This is a genomic window from Curtobacterium sp. NPDC088465 (assembly GCF_044753165.1).
Classification (GTDB): Bacteria; Actinomycetota; Actinomycetes; order Actinomycetales; family Microbacteriaceae; genus Curtobacterium.
The window spans coordinates 1,158,980-1,178,809 of record NZ_JBIVMR010000001.1 but is presented as its reverse complement, the minus strand read 5'-3'; the positions used below and the strand labels follow the sequence as shown (position 1 = coordinate 1,178,809).

The window sequence follows — 19,830 nt, the reverse complement described above, 5'->3', positions numbered from 1 at the left end:
CTGACGACGGGGGCTGCCGACGAACCGTTACACAACGGTGTCGACAGCCCCCGTTCGGGTGACGATCAGTTGGCGTCCTGCGGGCCCGTCGGGGTCGGGGTCGGGGTGCCCGAGGGCGTCGGGTCCTCGGCCTGTTCCCACGTCGCCGTCGCGGCGTCCGAGGACTCGGAGGCAGCGAGCGAGCCGCACGTGACCGTGTAGGTGAAGGACACCTCGTCGTTCACGGCGTCCGCCTGGATGGTGACGGCCGTCGAGCTGGTGTCCCCGGAGGTGGCTCCCGAGGCGTCCTTGCCGCCCGTGACCGTCCACGTGTACTTCGACACGTCGTAGCCGTCGGGGCACGTCGCGCCCGACCAGCTGAAGGTGACCTGGCCGGACTCGGACACCGTCCCCGCGGTCGGGGTGTTCGGCTTGTTGGCCGTCGGCGGGGTCGTGTACTGGGTGAGCGTGACGAGGGTGCCCTCGACGACGCTGCCCGTCGGGGTGAGGTCTGCGACGGTGCCGGCCTGCTCTGCCGTCGGCGCGGGGCTGCCGTCCTGCACGGTGACCTCGAAGCCGCGGCCCTGGAGCTCGTTCCGGACCTCGTCGGCGCTGCGGCCGACGTAGTCGCTCTTGTTCAGGAACACCCGTGCCGTGGTCGGTGTCGGTGTCGGCGTCGACCTGGTCGGCGCGGCCGAGGCCGACGTCGGTGCGGGGTCCGGGTCGTCGGAGCCGCCGAGCGCGAAGGCCGCGATGACCCCACCGATGACGAGCACCGCGAGGACCCCGACGAGCCACCAGATCCAGGCGCGCTTCTTGGTCGGCTCCTCGTCCTCCGGCGCTGCCGGTGACCGCGGCGTGCCGGGAGGGCCGGCGACGGCTCCGGCCTGCGTGCCGATGAGCGCGGTCGCCGCGTCGCTGCCCGGACGCTGCGGCGGGTTGAACGCGACGGTGCCCGCGCCGCCGACTGCAGGCACGGCGACGGTCGCTGCGGCGACGTCCCCGCGCCGCAGCGCCTGGGACGCGCGGGCCAGGTTCGCCGCGGTCGCCGGACGGTCCGCCGGCTTCTTGGCGATGCAGGACAGCACGAGTGCCGAGACCGGCTCGGGCACGTCACCGGGCAGCGCGGGCGGCTGCTCGTTGATGTGCGCCATCGCGATCGCGACCTGGGACTCGCCGGTGAACGGACGACGCCCGGCCAGGCACTCGTACGCGACGATGCCCAGCGAGTAGATGTCGGTCGACGGCGATGCCGGGTGGCCGCTCGCCTGTTCCGGGGACAGGTACTGGACGGTGCCCATCACCTGGCCGGTCGCGGTGAGCGGGACCTGGTCGGCGATGCGCGCGATGCCGAAGTCGGTGATCTTCACACGGCCGTCGGGCGTGATGAGCAGGTTCCCGGGCTTGATGTCACGGTGCACCAGGCCGACGGCGTGGGCGGCCTGCAGGGCGTTCGCCGTCTGGGCGACGATGTCGAGCACCTTGTCGACCGGCAGCGTGTGCTCCCGCTCGATCATGGTGGACAGGGCCTCGCCCGGGACGAGCTCCATCACCAGGTAGGCGCTGCCGTCCTCCTCGCCGTAGTCGAAGACGTTGGCGATCCCCTCGTGGTTGACGAGGGCAGCGTGGCGCGCCTCTGCGCGGAAGCGCTCGAGGAAGCCCGGGTCGCCGAGGTACTCGTCCTTGAGGATCTTGAGTGCGACGGTCCGGCCGATGACGAGGTCGGTCGCCTGCCACACCTCACCCATGCCGCCGATCGCGACCCGCGAGGAGAGCTGGTACCGCCCACCGAAGGTGAGTCCGCTGGTGGGTCTCATTTGTTCAGCACCGCCTCCATGACCTTCTTCGCGACCGGGGCCGCGACCGTGTTGCCGACGCCGGACTGCCCGAGTCCGCCGCCGTTCCCGACGACGACCGCGACGGCCACCTCCGGGTTCTTCGCCGGGGCGAACCCCGTGAACCACAGCGTGTACGGATCACCCGTACCGCCTTCCGCCGTACCCGTCTTGCCGGCGACGTCGACTCCGTCGATCTTGGCATTGGTGCCGGTCCCGCCGCTCACGACGCTCTGCATCGCCTCGGTCAGGTCGGCGGCCTCGGAGCCGGACAGCGGGTCGCTGTACTGCTTCGGCGAGAACGACTCGACGGTCTTCAGGTCGCTCGTGGTGATCGAGTCGACGAGCGAGGGCTGCATGACCTTGCCGCCGTTCGCGATGCCGGCCGACACCATCGCCATCTGCAGCGGCGAGACGCGCACGCTGGCCTGCCCGAACGCGCTCAGCATGAGCTGGGCGGTCGAGTCGACGTCGGGGTACTGGCTCGCGGTGGCGCGCATCGGGACCTCGATCGCGTCACCGAAGCCGTACTCGTCCGCGACGGACTTGATCGTGTCGTACCCGAGCTTCTGGCCGAGCTCGGCGAACGGGATGTTGCACGAGAACTGGATCGCCGTCCGGAGCTTCACCGTGTCGCCGCCGCCGCAGGAGCCGCCCTCGGCGTTGTTGATGTACGAGCTGGTGCCCGGCAGCTGCAGGCGCGACGGGTTCGGGAACTCGGAGTCGAGCGAGTACTTGCCGTCCTTGAGCGCGGCGGAGGCCACGACGAGCTTGAAGACGGAGCCCGGCGTGTACAGGTCGCCGCCGATCGCCCGGTTCTGCAGCGGGGTCGGGGTCTGCTGCAGCAGGGCGTCGTACTGCTGCTTGACCTGCGCGGTGTCGTGCGAGGTCAGGGCGTTCGGGTCGTACGCCGGCTTCGACACCATCGCCAGGATCTTGCCCGTGCTGGGCTGGATCGCGACGACCGCACCGCTGTTCTCGCCGAGTGCGTCGTACGCGGCCTGCTGCACGTCCGGGTCGATGGTGAGGTTGACGTTGTCGCCCTGGACGTCCTGACCGGTGAGGATCGCGTTGAGGTTCTGGAAGAACGACGCGTCGGAGTTGCCGGAGAGCACGGCGTTCTCGGCGCTCTCGATGCCCGTGTTGCCCTGGCCGATCGTGAAGTAGCCGGTCACGGCGGAGTACAGCGCACCGTTCGTGTACTTGCGCTGGTACTGGTACTGGTCGTCCGAGGGGGTCGACTCGGCGATCGGGCTGCCGTCGACCAGGATCGCGCCGCGCTTGGTCGAGTAGCTGTCCAGGATCGTGCGGGAGTTCCGCGAGTCGGCACGCAGGGTGTCGGCGGCGAAGAACTGGATCGAGGTCGTCGACACGAAGAGCGCGACGAACATGAGCACGATGACGGTCGAGACGCCGCGGAGCTGTCGGTTCACCGGGTGCGCTCCTTCCTGGTCGTCGCACCGCGTCCGGAACGGCCACGGGCGGCGGGGACCGCGCCCTGCTGGACGCGCTGTTCTGCGGGGATCGAGTCGGTCAGTCGCAGCAGCATCGCCGCGATGATCCAGTTCGCGATGAGCGACGAGCCACCCGCGGCCATGAAGGGTGTGGTCAGACCGGTCACCGGGATGATCCGGGTGATGCCGCCGACGACGACGAAGACCTGCAGGGCGATGATGAAGCCGAAGCCGACACCGAGCAGCTTGCCGAAGTCGTCCTGCGCCATGAAGGCCACGCGGAGGCCCCGCGACGCCAGCACGATGAACAGGGCGAGGATCGCGAAGACACCGATCAGCCCGAGTTCCTCGCCGAGCGACGCGACGATGTAGTCCGCGTTGGCGACGGGCGTGATGTACGGACGGCCCTGACCGAGGCCGGTGCCGGTGATCCCGCCGTTCGCGAAGCCGAACAGGCCCTGGACGAGCTGGTAGCTGCCCTGGGTCTGTCGGTCGAAGATCGCCTGGTCGAACGGGTCGAGCCACTGCTCGAAGCGTCCACGGACGTAGACCAGGACCGACTGCGCGACGAGGGCACCGCCGACGAACAGCCCGAGCCCGATGACGACCCAGCCGAGCCGGGCGGTCGCGACGTAGATCATCACGAGGAACAGGCCGAAGTAGAGCAGCGCCGTGCCGAGGTCGCGCTGGAACACCAGGACGGCCATGGCCGACGCCCACATCACCAGGATCGGGCCGAGGTCACGAGCGCGCGGGAACGTCATGCCGGCGAACTTCTTGCCGACGATCGACAGCGAGTCCCGGGCGGTGACGAGGTACCCGGCGAAGAACAGCGCCATCGTGATCTTCGCGAGCTCGCCGGGCTGGAACGAGAACGGGCCGACGCGGATCCACACACGGGCGCCCCCGACGTTCTCCCCGATGCCGGGGAGCATCGGGAGGAGCAGCAGCGCGATCGTCGCGAACATGAAGATGTAGCGGTAGCGCTGCAGGAAGCGGTGGTTGCGGACCGCGACGACGGTGATCGTCGCCAGGACCATCGCGAGCATCGTCCAGACGATCTGCTTCACGCCGATCGCGTCCCAGCCGGTCAGGCCGTTGTGGACGTCGATGCGGTAGATCTCGGCGATGCCGATGCCGTTGAGCACCAGGGCGATGGGCAGCACGAACGGGTCCGCGTGCTTCGCGACGACGCGGAGCACCACGTGCATGACGAGCGCGAGGCCGAGGATCCCGCCGCCGACCCAGAGCACACCGGTGTCGAAGATCCGGCCCTTGGTGCCGAGCTGGACGAGCACCATCGCGCCGGCGCAGATGCCGCACGCGATGACGAGCAGCACGAGCTCGAGGTTCCGGGCGCGGGCCGGCTCGCGCAGCTTGATGGTGATCGCCTGCGTGAAGGACTGCGCGGTCGCGGCGCTCATCGGCCGTCCCCCGGGCTCTCGGACGGCGAGGCGCTGCCGGACGGCGAGGCGCTGTCCGACGGTGACCCCGTCCGGGTCGGGCTGGGCGACGGCGACGAGTCCGCATCGCCGCCCGTGCCGGCCTGGTCCTGGCCGGTCTCGGCGGCCTTCCGCAGCCGGTCCACGATGTCGCGCGCGTCGGAGAGCGAGGTCGCGTTGATCGTCGACCGCACGTTCTCGCGCGTGTAGTCCGGGAGCGACGTGACCGAGATGTCGGTGTCCTCGTAGACGTCCGACAGCGCGATCGGCCCGATCGACTGCTGCACGCCCTGGTAGATGGCGACCGTGCCGCGGTCGGTGCCGACGTAGTAGTGCGCCTGCGTGATCCGCCAGCCCAGGAACACCGCCCCCACGAGGGCCGCGACGGCGACGACGAGCGCGATCGACCAGGCCACGCGGCGCCGGATGCGGCGACGGCGGTCCTCGGCGATGAGTTCGGCGAAGTACTGGTCGGACTCGGGCTCGAAGTGGGAGTCCTCCGGCACGGCGCTCACCTTGAGCGGGTGGAGCAGGATCGTGGGGAGGCGGATCGGCTTGCGACCGGTCGACGCCTCGAAGGTCAGGGGTGCCGCGGCGGAACCGACCGTGGTGGCGGCGGCGTCGTCGTCCTCGGGTTCCGTGTCGGTGACGTCCATCACGACGACGGTCACGTTGTCCGGGGCACCGTGGTCGAGCGTCTCCTTGACCAGGCGCTGCGTCACCTGGTTCGCGTCCATGGTCGACGCGAGCGCGTGCCGGATCCGCTCCTCGGCCAGGTACGACGACAGACCGTCCGAGCAGAGCAGCCAGCGGTCGCCGGTCTGGATGTCCATGACGGCGGTGTCGACCTCGGGGGCGGCGTCGACGTCGCCGAGCACGCGCATGAGCACCGAGCGCCGGGGGTGGACGGCGGCTTCCTCCGGCGTGATGCGACCGCTGTCGACGAGGCGCTGCACGAAGGTGTGGTCGGAGGTGATCTGCTGCAGCTCGCCGTCGCGCAGGCGGTAGATGCGGGAGTCGCCGATGTGCGCGATGGCGATCTGCTCGCCGACCCGGATGAGTGCGGACACGGTGGTGCCCATGCCGGTGAGTTCCTGGTGCTCGAACACCGTCTCGGTGATGAGCTGGTTCGCGGCGATGAGCGCGGACTGCAGGGCGAACTCGGCATCGTGCGCGGACGGGAACTCGCGGTCGACCTCGCGGATGCGGCGGATGGCGATCGCGGACGCGACGTCGCCGCCGGCGTGGCCGCCCATGCCGTCCGCGACGGCGAAGAGGTGCGTGCCGGCGTAGCCGGAGTCCTGGTTGTTGGCGCGGATGCGCCCCACGTGGGACACAGCGGCGCTCAGCGTGCGAGCCGTCATGTCCCGGTTACCGCCGCAGCTCGAACGTCGTCGTCCCGATCGTGATCGGCGTCCGTTCCGCGATGGTCACGGGGCCGGTCACCTTCTGACCGTTGACGAACGTGCCGTTCGTGGACTCGAGGTCGGACAGGACCCAACCCTCGCCGCGGAGGTCGAGGCGGGCGTGGTTGGTCGACGTGTAGTCGTCGCGGATGACGACGTTCGACTCGCTGGAGCGTCCGATGGTGATCGGACCGCCGCCGAGGGGCATCTCCATGCCCTCGCGGGAGCCCTCGGTGATGACGAGGCGCGTCGCGACGCCGGTCGACGGTGCGGAGCCGGACTGCTGCTGTGTCGGGCCCGCGGGTTGGCCGATCAGCTCCGTGAACGCGCCGGGCGCTGCGGCTGCAGGCGCTGCGGCGGCGGGCACGGTCGGCGTCGTCGGTGCGGACGCTCCGGCCTTCGGGTCGGTCGGGATGGTGCGGACGCGTTGGCCGAACAGGTCGCTCCGCAGGGCGAAGACGATGACGAACACGAACAGCCACAGCACCGCGAGGAAGGCGAAGCGCAGGACGAGCAGGGTCAGGCCCGTGGTCATCGCGCACCTCCGTCGTTCTCCGGGATCACCCGGAACACCATACGGGTACGACCGATCTCGATGGTGGAGTCCGGCTCGACGATGGCCTGCTGGAAGCGTTCGCCGTTCAGCTTCGACCCGTTCGTGGACCCGAGGTCGTTGGCCTGCGCGTGCTTGCCGTCCCAGATGATCTCGACGTGCTTCCGACTCGTCCCGGTGTCGGCGACGGTGATGTCCGCGTCGGTGCCGCGCCCGATCACGGTGCGGCCGCGGTGCAGCCGGTGGCGCTGCGACCCGATGTCGAGCACGGCGACCCACGCCACGTCACGCTGCACCGTCGACGAGTCGACCTGCAGGATGCCGGTGGACAGCGTGCCGTCCTGCTGCAGCGTGATCGAGACCGGTCCGGAGAAGGAGTAGTTCTGGGCCACCGCGTGCTGCTGCACCATCTGCGACAGCTCGTCGATGAGCGGGCGCCCGATGTCGTTCATCCGCGTGTGGTCCGGCGGCGCGAGGCGCACCGTGAACTCGTTCGGGACGAGGATCCGCTCGCGGGAGACCACGGCGGCCTTCGTGTCGAGCTCCCGCCGCAGCGCGCTGGAGATCTCGACGGGCTGCACGCCGGAGCGGAAGGTCTTCGCGAAGGTGCCGTTGACGGCGCGCTCCAACCCTCGCTCGAAGCTGTCCAAGAGGCCCATGTGTCTCCGTGTTCGTCGGTCAGGGACCACTGCATGGTAGTGGGTGGCGCTCGTGCCCGTCTGTGCGTGGTCACGGGCACCCTCCGTCGCGTGCTAGTGTTGCCGGGCTGGCGCGAGTGGCGGAATTGGTAGACGCGCACGGTTCAGGTCCGTGTGCTGGAAACGGCGTGGGGGTTCAAGTCCCCCCTCGCGCACCAGGTGAGGAACGGCCCCCGGAGGAATCCGGGGGCCGTTCCGCGTTCCGGCGCCGACGCTCCCCACGACCGGCCTGGAGGCTCGTCCCACCTCCGTCCGTCGGCCGCAGCCGTGCACGGATCGGGTCCGCCTCGGCGCGCCGACCGGGTCGGCCCACCGACCCCGTGGTGACCGCCGGCCTGCCCGTTCTGGGGGTTGCCCCGCCGCTGCCGCTCTCCGCACACTGATCGGCGTCGTACCGGGTCGTGCCGGTGCGCCTGCTCCTGGAGGACCCATGCGGACGTCGTCCGTGACCGCTGCCGTGGTCGCACTCGGGACCGCGCTCGTCGCGGTCGTCACCACCAGCGTCGGGGTCGCCCCCGCGCACGCCGCGCCGTCGTGCCGCGGTGACCGGATCACGGTCGCCGAGCTGTCCGGTGGCTGCGTCGTCGCGTCCGGCTCGGTCGTGCTCCCCGACGGTCGCGTCTTCGCGGTGCCCGACGCCGGCACGACGGTGACGGCGCTGCCCGTGGCGACGACGACCGGTGGTGACCCCGGGGACGCCTCGGTGACGAACACCGGCGCGGCAGGCATCGCCGTGGCGATCGACGGCCGCTGGTCCGGCGCCCCTGCTGCCGTCCGGCGGGTGCTCGCACTGCGCGAGGGCCGCGTCGCCGCCGGGCACGACGCCGGTGCGGGTGCGGCCACGACCGGCACCGGATCGGCGGCCTCGAGCTGCACGGACCGGTCCTACACGCTCCTGGCGTACCGCTGGACGAGGGACGTCCGGTGGTGGTCGAACCCGACGGGAGCGAAGGCGGCGGACCGCGTGGCGATCCGCGCGGGTGCGACGGCGTGGAGCGGACGGCTCGGGACCTGCGGGCGCTCGATCACGTCGAGTGCCGCGAACACCTGGGTCAGCACGACGGCGAGGACCCCCGCGGTCTCGAGCACCGGGGGCTGCGGCGACCCCGACCGTCGGAGCGTCACCGGCTGGGGCTCCCTGCCCGCGGGCACGCTCGCGACCACGTGCGTGTGGTCGCAGGACGGCATCGCGGTCGAGGCGGACCAGCGCTACTCGACCCGGTACGCGTGGTCGTCGACGGCGACGTGCTCCGGGAACCGGTACGACCTGCGCGGCGTCGCGACGCACGAGTGGGGGCACGCGTACGGCCTCGGGCACACCGCAGCCTCGTCGGCCCTCGTCATGAAGCCCGCGGCCGCGCCGTGCGACGTCGCCCAGCGCAGCCTCGGGCTCGGGGACGCCCTGGGCATCGACGCCCGGTACTGACGATCGCCACCGGTGCCGGGCGCCGGCGCACACCGGCCACCGCCGCCGCGGGACGCGCAGGTCGCGGGACCCTGCACTCTCTAGGATCGACCGCATGACGAGCACGATGCCGGGCTTCGGCTCCGCGCGGATCACCCAGATCGGGTTGCGCGACCGCGTGTACGACCGGGTGCTCGAGGTGCTCATGGGGCACGACGTCGAGCCCGGGATGCGCCTGTCGATCGACGGTCTCGCCCGGACGCTCGGCGTCTCCCCGACCCCGGTGCGCGAGGCCCTCGTGCAGCTCGAGCGGACCGGCCTGGTCACGCGCGAGGCCAACAAGGGGTACCGCGTCGCGCCGCCGCTCGCCGGCGACCAGCTCGAGGCGCTGTTCGACGCGCGGCTCATCGTCGAGAGCGGGGCGGTCGAGCTCGCGGCACGCGGGGACGTGGCCGTGCTGCGGGAGCGGCTCGCTGCGGCGCTCGCCGAGCAGGAGGCCGTGGCCGCCGAGGTCGCCCGGGTCGGCGCCCGCCGTGCGTCCGAGGAGCTGATGGCCCGGTTCTTCCGCTCCGACTGGCGGTTCCACCAGCTCGTGTTCGACGCGACGAGGAACCCCTTCCTCGAGGAGATGTCCGCGATCATCACGACGCGGGTGCACCGCATGCGGCAGATCGTCGAGGGCGGGGACGACGACACCGAGCGGGCGGTCGCCGAGCACCGTGCGGTCCTCGATGCCCTCGCCGTGGACGCGCCCACGGCCGTGGCGGCGATGCGGCACCACATCGACGCGGTGCGGGTGCGCTCCCGGGCCGACGCGTCACACTCCGCCTGACGGAGCGGGGTTGCGCTCTGGCTCAGCGCGAGTATCTTTCCTATAGGAAAGAGGTTCAAGGACGAACCGCGTGATGCAAGGGAGCACTCCGTGAGCACACCGCAGGACTGGGTCGAGCAGGACTGGGACCCGGACAGCTGGACCGACCGGACGTGGCCGATCGCCGTCTGCCTGCACGGCTTCGACCGGGTCACCCGGGACGGCACCGCCTTCCACGACGCCCCCGTCGAGGTGTGGGACGACGTGTTCGCCCAGATCGCCGCAGCGGGCTTCTCGCTCGCCGAGCTGGCCGACAGCCACATCCGCCCCGCGGACCTCGAACGGTCCCGGCGCGACGAGCTCTTCGCGGTCGCGGCGGCCCACGGCGTGGGGATCCCGTCGGTGCACCTGCAGCGTCGGAGCGTGATCCAGCCCGGGCACGAGGAGGAGAACCTCGCCTACGCCCACCGCACGATCGACGCGGCGGCCGAGTGGGGCATGCAGGTGTTCTCGACCGGACTGCACCAGCCGTTCTCGGAGGCCCAGCAGCGCGCGCTCTGGTTCTGGACGGCTCCCGGGCCGGAGGACCCCGAGGACCCCGACGTGTGGGACGCGGCCGTCCGACGCCTCCGCGAACTCGGGGAGCACGCGGCGAGCGTCGGCCTGCCGATGGCCCTCGAACTGTACGAGGACACCTACCTCGGCACCGCGGACAGCGCGGTCCGGCTCGTCGAGGAGATCGGGCTCGACACCGTGGGTCTCAACGCCGACGTGGCGAACCTCGTCCGCCTGCACCGTCCGGTCGAGGACTGGCGGGAGCTCTTCGCGAAGACGATGCCCCACACGAACTACCTGCACGTGAAGAACTACACGCGCGACGAGGCGGGCGACGGCAGCTGGGCGACGAGTGCGCCGAGCACGATGGAGACCGGGCTCATCAACTACCGCCAGGTCCTCCGGGACGCGGTCGCCGACGGCTTCCGCGGGATCGTCATGACCGAGCAGTACGGCGGGGACAGCCTCGGCGTCTGCGCCACCAACCAGCAGTACATCCGGTCGGTGCTCGCCACGACGAGCATCGGCACGAAGCACGGAGGAGCAGTCCGATGAGCACCCTCGACATCGCCGTCGTCGGGTCCGGGTACATGGGCGGCGGGATCGCCCAGGTCCTCGCCCTCGCCGGTCACACCGTCCGCATCGCCGACGTCTCGGCCGAGATCGCGCAGCAGAACCTCGAGCGGCTGATCCGGGAGACGGGCCAGTTCGTCGCCGACGGCCTGTTCCCGGAGGACGCCGTCGCGCGGGTCACCGCGCACCTCAGCGCCGCCGAGTCGATCGAGGCCGCCGTCGCGGACGCCGACTTCATCGAGGAGGCGGTCCCCGAGAAGCTCGCGATCAAGCACGAGACCCTGCGTCGGATCAGCGCCGCCGCCCGACCCGACGCCGTCATCGGCTCGAACACGTCGACGATCCTCATCGAGAGCCTCGCCGAGGCCGTCACCGGTCCGGAGCGCTTCCTCGGCGTGCACTTCTCGAACCCGGCGCCGTTCATCCCCGGTGTCGAGCTCATCCCGCACCCCACCACCGGCGAGCACGCCGTCACCGTCGGCGAAGCAGTCGTCGCGGCGACCGGCAAGCAGTCCGCACGGGTGCAGGACTCGACCGGGTTCGTGCTGAACCGCCTGCAGTACGCCCTGTTCGAGGAAGCATCGAAGATCGCGGACGAGGGCATCGCCAGCCCCGACGACATCGACACGATCGTCCGGACGACCTTCGGGTTCCGCCTGCCCTTCTTCGGCCCGTTCGCGATCGCGGACATGGCGGGACTCGACGTCTACGCGTTCTGCTTCGAGTCGCTGCAGACCCGCTGGCCCGAGCGTTTCGCCACCCCGCCGACGCTGCAGCAGCACGTCGACGCCGGCGAGCTCGGCACGAAGACCGGATCGGGCTACCTCGACGTGCCCGCCGACCGCACGCCGGAGCTCGTCGCCTACCGGAACAGGGCCTACGTCGCCATGCAGGAGCTCCTCGACGAGCTCGGCCCGGCCCCGATCCACTGAAGGAGCACGCGATGCGCAACGAGCAGCAGACCGTCGTCCTCACCGGCGCGGCGTCCCCGCGCGGCATCGGCCGTGCGACCGCCCACCACCTGGCCGAGCAGGGCTGGAACGTGGGGATCGTCGACCTCGACCAGGCGGCGAGCGAGGCCGTCGCCGCCGAACTCCGCGAGCAGCACGGCGTGCAGGCCGTCGGCGCGGGCGCGGACGTCGCCGACGAGGCCGCCGTCCGGGCCGCCTTCGACACCATCGAGGCTGGGCTCCCGCCGATCGCGGCACTCGTGAACCTCGCGGGTGTCTCGTCGGCGCACGCCTACCTCGACCTGCCCGAGGGGGAGTGGCACCGGGTGCTGAGCATCAACCTCGACGGGGTGCACTTCGCCGGTCTCCGGGCAGCCGAGTCGATGGTGCGGAACGGGTACGGCCGCATCGTCAACCTGTCGTCGGTCTCCGCGCAGCGCGGCGGCGGGACGTTCAGCAAGACGCCGTACTCGGTCGCGAAGGCCGGCGTGATCGGCCTCACCCGCGGGATGGCCCGCGAGCTCGGGCAGCACGGCGTGACGGTGAACGCCATCGCGCCCGGCCCGATCGACACCGACATCATGGGCGGCACCCTCTCCGAGGAGCGCAAGGCCGAGATGGCTGCCGACGGTGTCCTGCCGCGCATCGGCACGCCGCGGGACGTCGCCGCCGCGGTCGCCTACCTCGTCAGCGCCGACGCCGGGTTCGTGACGGGTCAGACCCTGAACGTCGACGGCGGCCTCTACATGCACTGAACCCGACGGCACGCACCGGAGCCGACGGCTCCGACCACCAGAACGACCACTCATGATCGCGAAGGAGCGATTCGTGTCCGCAAGCAGCCCCGCCCTGGGGTCCACCCACGACCCGGCACTGAGGTCCGCGATCGCCAAGGCGACCAAGCACCTCATGCCGATGCTGGTCATCCTGTACTTCGTCGCCTTCCTCGACCGCACCAACGTCGGCTTCGCCGAGGAGGCCCTGAGCGTCGACCGGAACATCTCCGACGCGGCCTTCGCCCTCGGCGCCGGCATCTTCTTCATCGGCTACGCGATCTTCGAGATCCCGTCCAACCTGCTGCTCAAGCGCTTCGGGGCGCGCTTCTGGCTCGCCCGGATCGCCGTCACGTGGGGCATCGTCGCCGCACTGTTCTCGTTCACGACGAACGACACGATGTTCATCGTCCTGCGCTTCCTGCTCGGTGTGACCGAGGCGGGACTGTTCCCGGGCGTGATCATGTACCTGTCCGAGTGGTTCCCGAACAAGGTCCGCGTGCGGATGTTCGCGATCTTCTACCTCGCGCAGCCGTTCTCGCAGATGATCGGCGCACCGCTGTCCGGCGGGCTCATCAGCGTCGGTGACCAGGTCACCCCGTTCCACGGCTGGCAGGTCATGTTCTTCGGCGAGGGCATCCTCGCGGTGCTGGCCGGTGTCGCGGCGCTGTTCTTCCTGACGAACAGCCCGCAGCAGGCGAAGTGGCTGGAACCGGGGGAGAAGCAGTCGCTCACCGCGGCGATGGACCGTGAGGACACCGCCCGCAACGAGGACGGCCCGAAGGGCATCTGGAAGGCGATGGCGAGCGGCCGCGTCTGGTACTTCACGATCATCTACTTCTGCCTGCAGGTCGCCGTGTACGGCACGACGTTCTACCTGCCGCAGCAGGTGTCGTCGCTGCTCGGGCAGGACGTCGGCTGGCAGGTCGGCCTCGTCGCGGCGATCCCGTGGCTCGTCGGCCTGGTCGCCTGCTACCTCGTCGGGTCGAAGGCCGACACCGTGGGTCGTCGCCGCCGCTGGGGGACGATGTTCTACATCACGACCGGGCTGTCCATCCTCGGGTCGGCGTGGGCGGGTGCGAACGGCCAGCCGGTCCTCGGCATCCTGTTCATCACCCTCGCCGTCGCGAGCTTCCTGGCGGTCGGCCCGATCACCTGGGCCTACCCGACGGCGTTCCTCACCGGTGCGGCGGCGGCCGCGGGCATCGGCCTGATCAACTCGCTCGGCAACCTCGGTGGCTTCGTCGCCCCGATCATGCGCACCGCGATCAACGAGGCGGTCCCGACCGACAGCGGGGCCTTCGGCATCGTGTCGCTCGGTGTCCTGGCGTTCGTCGCCGCCGTGATGATCTCCTGCACCAGGTTCTTCCGGGGCGCGAAGGCCGACGAGCTGCTCGACACCTCGCACGTGGCCACCACCTCGACGAAGGGGACGACGCGATGACCCGGTTGTACAACGACCCGGCGGCCTTCGCCGACGAGGCCACCGACGGCTTCGTCGCGGCGAACGAGCGGTGGGTCCGCAGGGTGCACGGCGGTGTCGCCCGCGCGACCACCAGTCCGGACGGCACGGTCGCCGTCGTGATCGGCGGTGGTTCGGGCCACTACCCGGCGTTCGGCGGTCTCGTCGGGCACGGGCTGGCCGCCGGCGCGGCGATGGGGAACCTGTTCGCCAGCCCGTCCGCGCAGCAGGTCGCCGCGGTCTGCCGTGCCGCCGAGCACGGTGGCGGCGTGCTGCTCAGCTACGGCAACTACGCCGGCGACGTGCTGAACTTCGACGCCGCGGCCCGCACGCTCGAGGACGAGGGCATCCCCGTCCGCACGGTCCGGGTGACCGACGACGTCGTGTCCGCCCCGGCCGGTGCCGAGGCCGACCGGCGCGGGATCGCGGGCGACCTCTGCGTGTTCAAGGTCGCCGGGGCCGCGGCCGAGCAGGGACGCCCGCTCGACGACGTCACCGCCGTGGCGGCCCGCGCGAACGATCGGACACGGAGCTTCGGCGTCGCGTTCTCGGGCTGCTCGCTGCCCGGTGCCGAGGAGCCCCTGTTCGAGGTGCCCGAGGGACGGATGGCGATCGGCATGGGCATCCACGGCGAACGCGGCATCGACGAGACCGACGTGCCGAGCGCCGACGGTCTGGCGGCGCTGCTCGTCGAACGGCTGCTCGACGAGGTGCCCGCGGGCGTCACGGTCGAGGGCGCCCGGGTGGTCCCGGTGCTCAACGGGCTCGGCAGCGTGAAGTACGAGGAGCTCTTCGTCGTCTACGGCTCGGTGCAGCGACGGCTCCGGGACGCCGGTGTCGTGATCGTGGAGCCGGAGGTGGGCGAGCTCGTCACGAGCTTCGACATGGCCGGGGTCTCGCTGACGCTGTTCTGGCTCGACGACGAGCTCGAGGAGCTGTGGTCGGCACCCGCGGACACGCCCGCCTTCCGCAAGGGCGGGGCGGTCCCGCAGGAGCGGGTCGCCGACGACGTGGTCGCGGACGACGAGGAGGGCATCGTGATCGGTCCGGCGGGCGACGACTCGCGTGCCGCGGCCGGTCGCATCGCAGCGGGCATCAGCGCCGTGCGCGCGGTGCTCGACGACCACGCGGACGAACTGGGCCGCATCGACCAGGTCGCGGGGGACGGCGACCACGGCATCGGGATGCAGCGCGGGTCGCACGCGGCGGACACCGCCGCCGCGGACGCGCTCGCCCGGGGTGCGGGGGCGGGGACGCTCCTGCGGGTGGCGGGTGACGCCTGGTCCGACCGGGCAGGCGGGACGTCCGGTGCGATCTGGGGTGCCGCCCTGGAGGCGCTGGGTCGCGTCGTCGGGGACGACGCGCGTCCGACGTCGGCGACGGTCGCGGACGCGGTGCGGGCCGCCACCGAGGCGGTCCTGGCCTTCGGCGCGGTGCCCGGCGACAAGACGATGGTGGACGCCCTCGTCCCCTTCGACGAGGAACTGCGGCGCCGGCTCGAGGCCGGCGATGCCCTGGACACCGCGTGGCGGACGGCGGTGGACGCCGCCCGCCGGGCAGCGGACGCCAGCGCGGACCTGCTGCCGCGGAAGGGCCGCGTGCGGACGCACGCGGAACAGGCCGTCGGGACCCCCGACCCGGGCGCGGTGTCCTTCGCGCTCGTCGTCGAGACCCTGACGGCGACGATCGACGAGGAAGGAACGGGAGCATGACGCTACGACTGGTGGTGGGCTCGGACGACGCGGGCTTCGACTACAAGGAGGTCATCAAGCGGGACCTCGAGGCCGACGACCGCGTGGCCAGCGTGGTCGACGTGGGCGTGGACGCGGACGGCCACACGGCGTACCCGCACGTCGCCGTCGATGCCGCCCGGATGGTCGCGGACGGCGAGGCCGACCGGGCGATCCTGGTCTGCGGCACCGGGCTCGGCGTCGCGATCAGCGCGAACAAGGTGCCCGGCATCCGGGCCGTCACGGCGCACGACTCGTTCAGCGTCGAGCGTTCGGTGCTGTCGAACGACGCCCAGGTGCTCTGCATGGGCCAGCGGGTCGTCGGCATCGAGGTCGCCCGGCGCATGGCGAAGGAGTGGCTCGGGTACACGTTCGACCCGTCGAGCGCGAGCGCGGAGAAGGTCGCCGCGATCTGCGAGTACGACGGCTCCGCGCCGGTCGGCACCGACGCCCCTGGGGACGGGACGGACCCGGGCGCATGACGATCGTCGGGGTGTCGCTGAAGATGTACTTCTCGCACGCGCAGACGCTCTCGTGGGCGAGCGCGGTGGCGGACATCGCCCGGCGGCACCCCGCGGTCGCCGCCGGCGCGGTGGAGCTCTTCGTCGCGCCGACCTTCCCCGCGCTCGTCCCGGTGCGCGAGCTGCTCGCCGGGTCGGGCATCCGGCTCGCCGCGCAGGACCTGTCGGCGTCGGACGAGGGCGCGTCCACCGGCGAGGTGTCCGGCGCCGAGCTCCGCGAGATCGGCGTCGACCTCGTCGAGATCGGGCACGCCGAGCGGCGCTCCCGGTTCCACGAGACGGACGAGGTCGTCGCGCGCAAGGTGCACGCGGCCTTCCGGCACCACCTCGAACCGCTGGTGTGCGTCGGCGAAGCTGTCCGCGCCTCCCGTGCGGAGGCCGTGGCGGAGGTCACCGGGCAGCTCGACCGGGCGCTGGCGGTGGCCGCGGAGGCCGGGACGACCGGACGGGTCACCGTGGCGTACGAGCCCGTGTGGGCGATCGGCGCCGCCGAGCCGGCGCCGCACGAGCACGTCGTCGGGGTCCTCGAGGGGATCGAGCAGTCCCTGGCGGCCCGGCCGGCGTTCGTGGGGTCGCGGGTGGTCTACGGCGGCAGCGCCGGACCGGGGCTGCTCACCCGGGGACGCGGACGGATCGGCGGAGTGTTCCTCGGGCGCTTCGCGCACGAACCCGCGGCGGTCGGTGCGGTGCTCGACGAGGCGGCGGCCCTGGCCTCCTGACCGGGTCGCCGGTCACCCCTCCCGGGCGCCCGCCAGGCCGTGGTCGTGCGCGTAGACCACGAGCTGCACCCGGTCGCGGAGCTCGAGCTTGCCGAGGATGCTCGAGATCTGCGACTTGACGGTCGACTCGGTGACGAACTCCTTCGCCGCGATCTCGGCGTTCGAGAGCCCTCGGGACGCCCACCCGAAGACGATGCGCTCCCGGTCCGTCAGGGTCTGGAACGCCTCGGGCTGGGGAGCAGGGGCTCGGTCGACGTCGGCGCCGAACAGCTGCGACAGGTCGTTCGGGGCGATCACCGAGCTGCCCTCGTGCACGGCCCGCACCGCGGCGAACAGGAACGGCGGTGTCGTGTCCTTGAGCAGGAACCCGCTCGCACCGAGCCGGATCGCGGTGGCGGCAGCGGGGTCGAGGCCGAACGTCGTGAGCACCACGACGCGGGGGAGCGGCCCCGGGACGGCGCCGGAGAACAGCTGGCGCACCGTCTCGACGCCGTCCATCCCGGCCATGCGCATGTCGAGCAGGACGACGTCGGGCCGCAGCTCCCGGACGCGGTCGAGGGCCTCGGCGCCGTCCGAGGCCTCGCCCACCACCTGCATGTCGGGCTGCGCGTCGAGCACCACGCGCAGGCCCGCCCGGAAGAGCGCCTGGTCGTCGGTGAGCAGGATGCGGATCGGGTCGGTCATCGGGTCGTCCCCCCTCGGACGTCGAACGGGATGCGGGCGCGCGCGACGAACACGGCGTCCAGCACGGCGGCGTCGAACGACCCGCCGATCGTGGTCAGTCGGGTCTGCATGCCGGTCAGGCCCCGGCCGGAGCCACGGGTCGACGTGACCGTCGGCTGCTCGGCGGTCGCGGTCGGCTGTCCTGCGGTCGCGGTCGCGGTCGCGCGGACGGGGACGCCGCCGGTGGCCGCCGCGGCGAGTTCCTCGAGCCCGAGCCCGGGCCCGACCGGCAGCGCGTCCGACGGGACGGCGTTCTCCACCTCGAGCACGAGGTCGGCGGACCGCCAGGTCTCCCGGACCTCGACGGCACCGCCCGGTGCCCCGTGCCGGAGGGCGTTCGTGAGCATCTCCTGCAGGACCCGGCGGGCAGCCGTGCCGTGCACCGCGCCGAGCGGTCGGGCGACACCGCGCACGGCGTGCTCGACGTCCACCCCGGCGTCGCGGATGCCGCGGACGATCTCCTCGAAGGACGTCGGGTCGCTCGCGGTGTCCGACCCGTCGATGTGCCCGAGGACCTGTCGCACCTCGACCAGGGAGCTCCGGGCGGTGCTGGCGATGGTGGCGCTGACCTCGCGGATCCGCGCCTCGTCGTCGAGGAAGGGCACCGAGTCCGCCTGCGCGATGATGACCGCGAGCGAGTGGCCGACGACGTCGTGCACGTCGCGGGCGATGTCCGCACGGATGCGTTCCGCCTCGGCCTCGTCGACCGCGCGCGTGGCCACGGCCTCGGCACGGTTGGCCACCGCCTCCGCCCGGCTGGCGGCAGCCTCGGCGTCGGCGCGCCGGACGGCCTCGGCGTTCTGCGACCGGATCGCCCGACCGGCGAGACCAGCCGCCCAGAAGGAGAGCAGGACGAGTGCCGGGGCGGCCAGGACGAGGACGACCTGGTCACGCGGCCCGTTCAGCAGCAGTGCGTAGCGGTAACCGGTCGTGGAGAGGTACATCGACGCCGAAGCCCCGGCGACCACGGCGAGCAGACCGGCCAGCACGGCCTCGAACCGCGTCCCGACGACGGCGACGGTGCCGATGACGACGGCGATGGCGAGGTCGACCAACGACGGTCGCTCGCCGCCGGCCACCTGCACCGCGCCCAGAGCGACGGTCGCGGTCATCGCCGCGCTCGGCGAGAGGCGGCGGACGGCGATGGCGACGGTGGCGATCGCGACCGCGAGGGGGCTGGCGTGCTCGAGCTCGACGTCGATCGGGGCGGCGGACACCAGCGCGGCGAGGCCCGCCCAGAGGAGGTCGACGACGACCGACCGGGTCCGCATCGGCCGGAGGAACGTGCGCCGGTCCGTCACGGCTCGATCATCGCACGACGCGGGCTCACGGCACGGGGGACATCGCGACGAGGGCCACCGCGGTGACGACGATGATCGCCGCGCAGGTGGCGAGGGTGGCGATCACGTGCTTGGTCGAGCTCTCCATGCCACCGAGCCTGTCGGTCGACCAGGTCGTCGGGCATCGTGCGGAGGGACGAACGGGGTCGTCCTGCAGGACGAACCCGTCAGATCGTCAGTTGTCCCAGCACGCGGTGCCCGATCGACACCGACTCCCCGCTGACGACCGAGCGCGGGGACGACAGGAACGCGACGAGGTCGGCGATCTGCTGCGGGCTGGACTCGCCACCGGCCCCGGGCTGCACCGTCCTGGCGGGATCGTCCGTCACCGCACCGGGGTTCACCACGTTCACGGTGACCCCCGTGCCGACGGACTGGTCGGCCAGGTTCCCCGCGATGATGCTCGTCGCCGCGTTCCGGAGCGAGGTCGTGACGTTGCCGGACAGGTAGGCGTTCTGCCCGCTCACCACCACGACGCGGCCGAAGCCCGCCTCGCGCTGCACGGGCAGCACGGCGTTCGCGACCCGGAGGAAGCCCAGTGCCTTGCCGTCGATCGCCGCGGCGACCTGATCGGGGTCCGACGCACGCTCCGGGTCGAGGGTCCCGGCCGCCGGCGCGGCGGTGACGACGAGGACGTCGATGCGTCCGTGCTGGTCGAGGACGCGGGCGACCCCGGCGTCCACCGACTCCTGCGACGCGGTGTCCATCGCCACGGCGTCGTCCCCGTCGGCGTTCCGCGACGCGACGACGACCCGGGCGCCCTCGCGACGCAGGGTCTCGGCGACGACGGAGCCGATGTACCCCCGTCCGCCGACGACGAGGGCGACACGGCCGGTGAGTTCGAGGTCCATGCGCCACACGCCAGGCCGATCACCCGCGCTCGGACCGGGTTGCGTACTCA

18 protein-coding genes and 1 tRNA gene are annotated in these 19,830 nt (G+C 71.9%); 10 read left to right on the top strand and 9 right to left on the bottom strand.

What is annotated here, in order from left to right; genetic code table 11:
* Window positions 1-65: 65 nt before the first annotated feature.
* The 6 genes from ACIP6W_RS05500 to ACIP6W_RS05475 are packed head-to-tail and all read right to left on the bottom strand — an operon-like array spanning window position 66 to window position 7,328.
* Window positions 66-1,796: a protein kinase gene (locus ACIP6W_RS05500; RefSeq protein ID WP_400428610.1), complete on the bottom strand. Its 1,731-nt coding sequence runs from the start codon at window positions 1,794-1,796 to the stop codon at window positions 66-68.
* Window positions 1,793-3,247, bottom strand: coding sequence for a penicillin-binding protein 2 (locus ACIP6W_RS05495; RefSeq protein WP_066651145.1), 1,455 nt, complete (start codon window positions 3,245-3,247; stop codon window positions 1,793-1,795). The genes ACIP6W_RS05500 and ACIP6W_RS05495 overlap by 4 nt, the downstream gene beginning before the upstream one ends.
* Complete coding sequence (locus ACIP6W_RS05490; RefSeq protein WP_311205675.1) at window positions 3,244-4,692, bottom strand: FtsW/RodA/SpoVE family cell cycle protein; 1,449 nt, start codon at window positions 4,690-4,692, stop codon at window positions 3,244-3,246. The genes ACIP6W_RS05495 and ACIP6W_RS05490 overlap by 4 nt, the downstream gene beginning before the upstream one ends.
* The gene (locus tag ACIP6W_RS05485; protein WP_311205676.1) at window positions 4,689-6,074 is read right to left on the bottom strand and encodes a Stp1/IreP family PP2C-type Ser/Thr phosphatase; all 1,386 of its coding nucleotides are present in this window, start codon (window positions 6,072-6,074) and stop codon (window positions 4,689-4,691) included. Before ACIP6W_RS05485 ends, ACIP6W_RS05490 begins: the two co-directional genes overlap by 4 nt.
* A gap of 7 nt (window positions 6,075-6,081) precedes the next feature.
* The gene (locus tag ACIP6W_RS05480) at window positions 6,082-6,651 is read right to left on the bottom strand and encodes an FHA domain-containing protein (RefSeq protein WP_066651161.1); all 570 of its coding nucleotides are present in this window, start codon (window positions 6,649-6,651) and stop codon (window positions 6,082-6,084) included.
* On the bottom strand, window positions 6,648-7,328 hold the full coding sequence (locus ACIP6W_RS05475) for a DUF3662 and FHA domain-containing protein (protein WP_066651163.1): 681 nt from the start codon (window positions 7,326-7,328) through the stop codon (window positions 6,648-6,650). Before ACIP6W_RS05475 ends, ACIP6W_RS05480 begins: the two co-directional genes overlap by 4 nt.
* 110 nt (window positions 7,329-7,438) lie before the next feature.
* Here ACIP6W_RS05475 and ACIP6W_RS05470 point away from each other — a divergent pair.
* From ACIP6W_RS05470 to ACIP6W_RS05425, 10 genes are all read left to right on the top strand, one after another.
* A tRNA-Leu gene (locus ACIP6W_RS05470) sits at window positions 7,439-7,525 on the top strand.
* Between the two features lie 287 nt (window positions 7,526-7,812).
* On the top strand, window positions 7,813-8,793 hold the full coding sequence (locus ACIP6W_RS05465; RefSeq protein ID WP_400428607.1) for a matrixin family metalloprotease: 981 nt from the start codon (window positions 7,813-7,815) through the stop codon (window positions 8,791-8,793).
* A gap of 94 nt (window positions 8,794-8,887) precedes the next feature.
* The gene (locus tag ACIP6W_RS05460; RefSeq protein ID WP_209684753.1) at window positions 8,888-9,604 is read left to right on the top strand and encodes a GntR family transcriptional regulator; all 717 of its coding nucleotides are present in this window, start codon (window positions 8,888-8,890) and stop codon (window positions 9,602-9,604) included.
* A 90-nt stretch (window positions 9,605-9,694) separates the two neighbouring features.
* A complete protein-coding gene (locus ACIP6W_RS05455; protein WP_400428605.1) occupies window positions 9,695-10,693 on the top strand; it encodes a sugar phosphate isomerase/epimerase family protein in 999 nt (332 codons plus the stop codon).
* Window positions 10,690-11,643: a 3-hydroxyacyl-CoA dehydrogenase family protein gene (locus tag ACIP6W_RS05450; RefSeq protein WP_066651174.1), complete on the top strand. Its 954-nt coding sequence runs from the start codon at window positions 10,690-10,692 to the stop codon at window positions 11,641-11,643. Before ACIP6W_RS05455 ends, ACIP6W_RS05450 begins: the two co-directional genes overlap by 4 nt.
* 11 nt (window positions 11,644-11,654) lie before the next feature.
* Entirely contained in the window at window positions 11,655-12,416 is a 762-nt protein-coding gene (locus ACIP6W_RS05445) for an SDR family NAD(P)-dependent oxidoreductase (RefSeq protein WP_209684746.1), read from the top strand.
* A 73-nt stretch (window positions 12,417-12,489) separates the two neighbouring features.
* Window positions 12,490-13,878, top strand: coding sequence for an MFS transporter (locus ACIP6W_RS05440; RefSeq protein WP_311205679.1), 1,389 nt, complete (start codon window positions 12,490-12,492; stop codon window positions 13,876-13,878).
* Window positions 13,875-15,608, top strand: a complete 1,734-nt coding sequence (locus tag ACIP6W_RS05435) for a dihydroxyacetone kinase family protein (protein WP_400428603.1) — start codon at window positions 13,875-13,877, stop codon at window positions 15,606-15,608. Before ACIP6W_RS05440 ends, ACIP6W_RS05435 begins: the two co-directional genes overlap by 4 nt.
* Window positions 15,605-16,108 carry a ribose-5-phosphate isomerase gene (locus ACIP6W_RS05430; protein ID WP_400428601.1) on the top strand — a complete coding sequence of 168 codons (504 nt, stop codon included), beginning with the start codon at window positions 15,605-15,607 and terminating at the stop codon, window positions 16,106-16,108. The genes ACIP6W_RS05435 and ACIP6W_RS05430 overlap by 4 nt, the downstream gene beginning before the upstream one ends.
* Window positions 16,105-16,866 (top strand): triose-phosphate isomerase family protein, encoded by a 762-nt coding sequence (locus ACIP6W_RS05425; RefSeq protein WP_400428599.1) that lies wholly within the window; start codon window positions 16,105-16,107, stop codon window positions 16,864-16,866. The genes ACIP6W_RS05430 and ACIP6W_RS05425 overlap by 4 nt, the downstream gene beginning before the upstream one ends.
* Before the next feature lie 12 nt (window positions 16,867-16,878).
* On the opposite strand, the gene ACIP6W_RS05420 is transcribed toward ACIP6W_RS05425, so the two are convergent.
* The 3 genes from ACIP6W_RS05420 to ACIP6W_RS05410 all read right to left on the bottom strand — a co-directional run bounded on the left by ACIP6W_RS05420 (window position 16,879) and on the right by ACIP6W_RS05410 (window position 19,780).
* A complete protein-coding gene (locus ACIP6W_RS05420) occupies window positions 16,879-17,550 on the bottom strand; it encodes a response regulator transcription factor (RefSeq protein ID WP_066651190.1) in 672 nt (223 codons plus the stop codon).
* Window positions 17,547-18,890 carry a sensor histidine kinase gene (locus ACIP6W_RS05415; protein WP_251161086.1) on the bottom strand — a complete coding sequence of 448 codons (1,344 nt, stop codon included), beginning with the start codon at window positions 18,888-18,890 and terminating at the stop codon, window positions 17,547-17,549. Before ACIP6W_RS05415 ends, ACIP6W_RS05420 begins: the two co-directional genes overlap by 4 nt.
* A gap of 206 nt (window positions 18,891-19,096) precedes the next feature.
* A complete protein-coding gene (locus ACIP6W_RS05410; RefSeq protein ID WP_209684734.1) occupies window positions 19,097-19,780 on the bottom strand; it encodes an SDR family oxidoreductase in 684 nt (227 codons plus the stop codon).
* Window positions 19,781-19,830 lie beyond the last annotated feature (50 nt).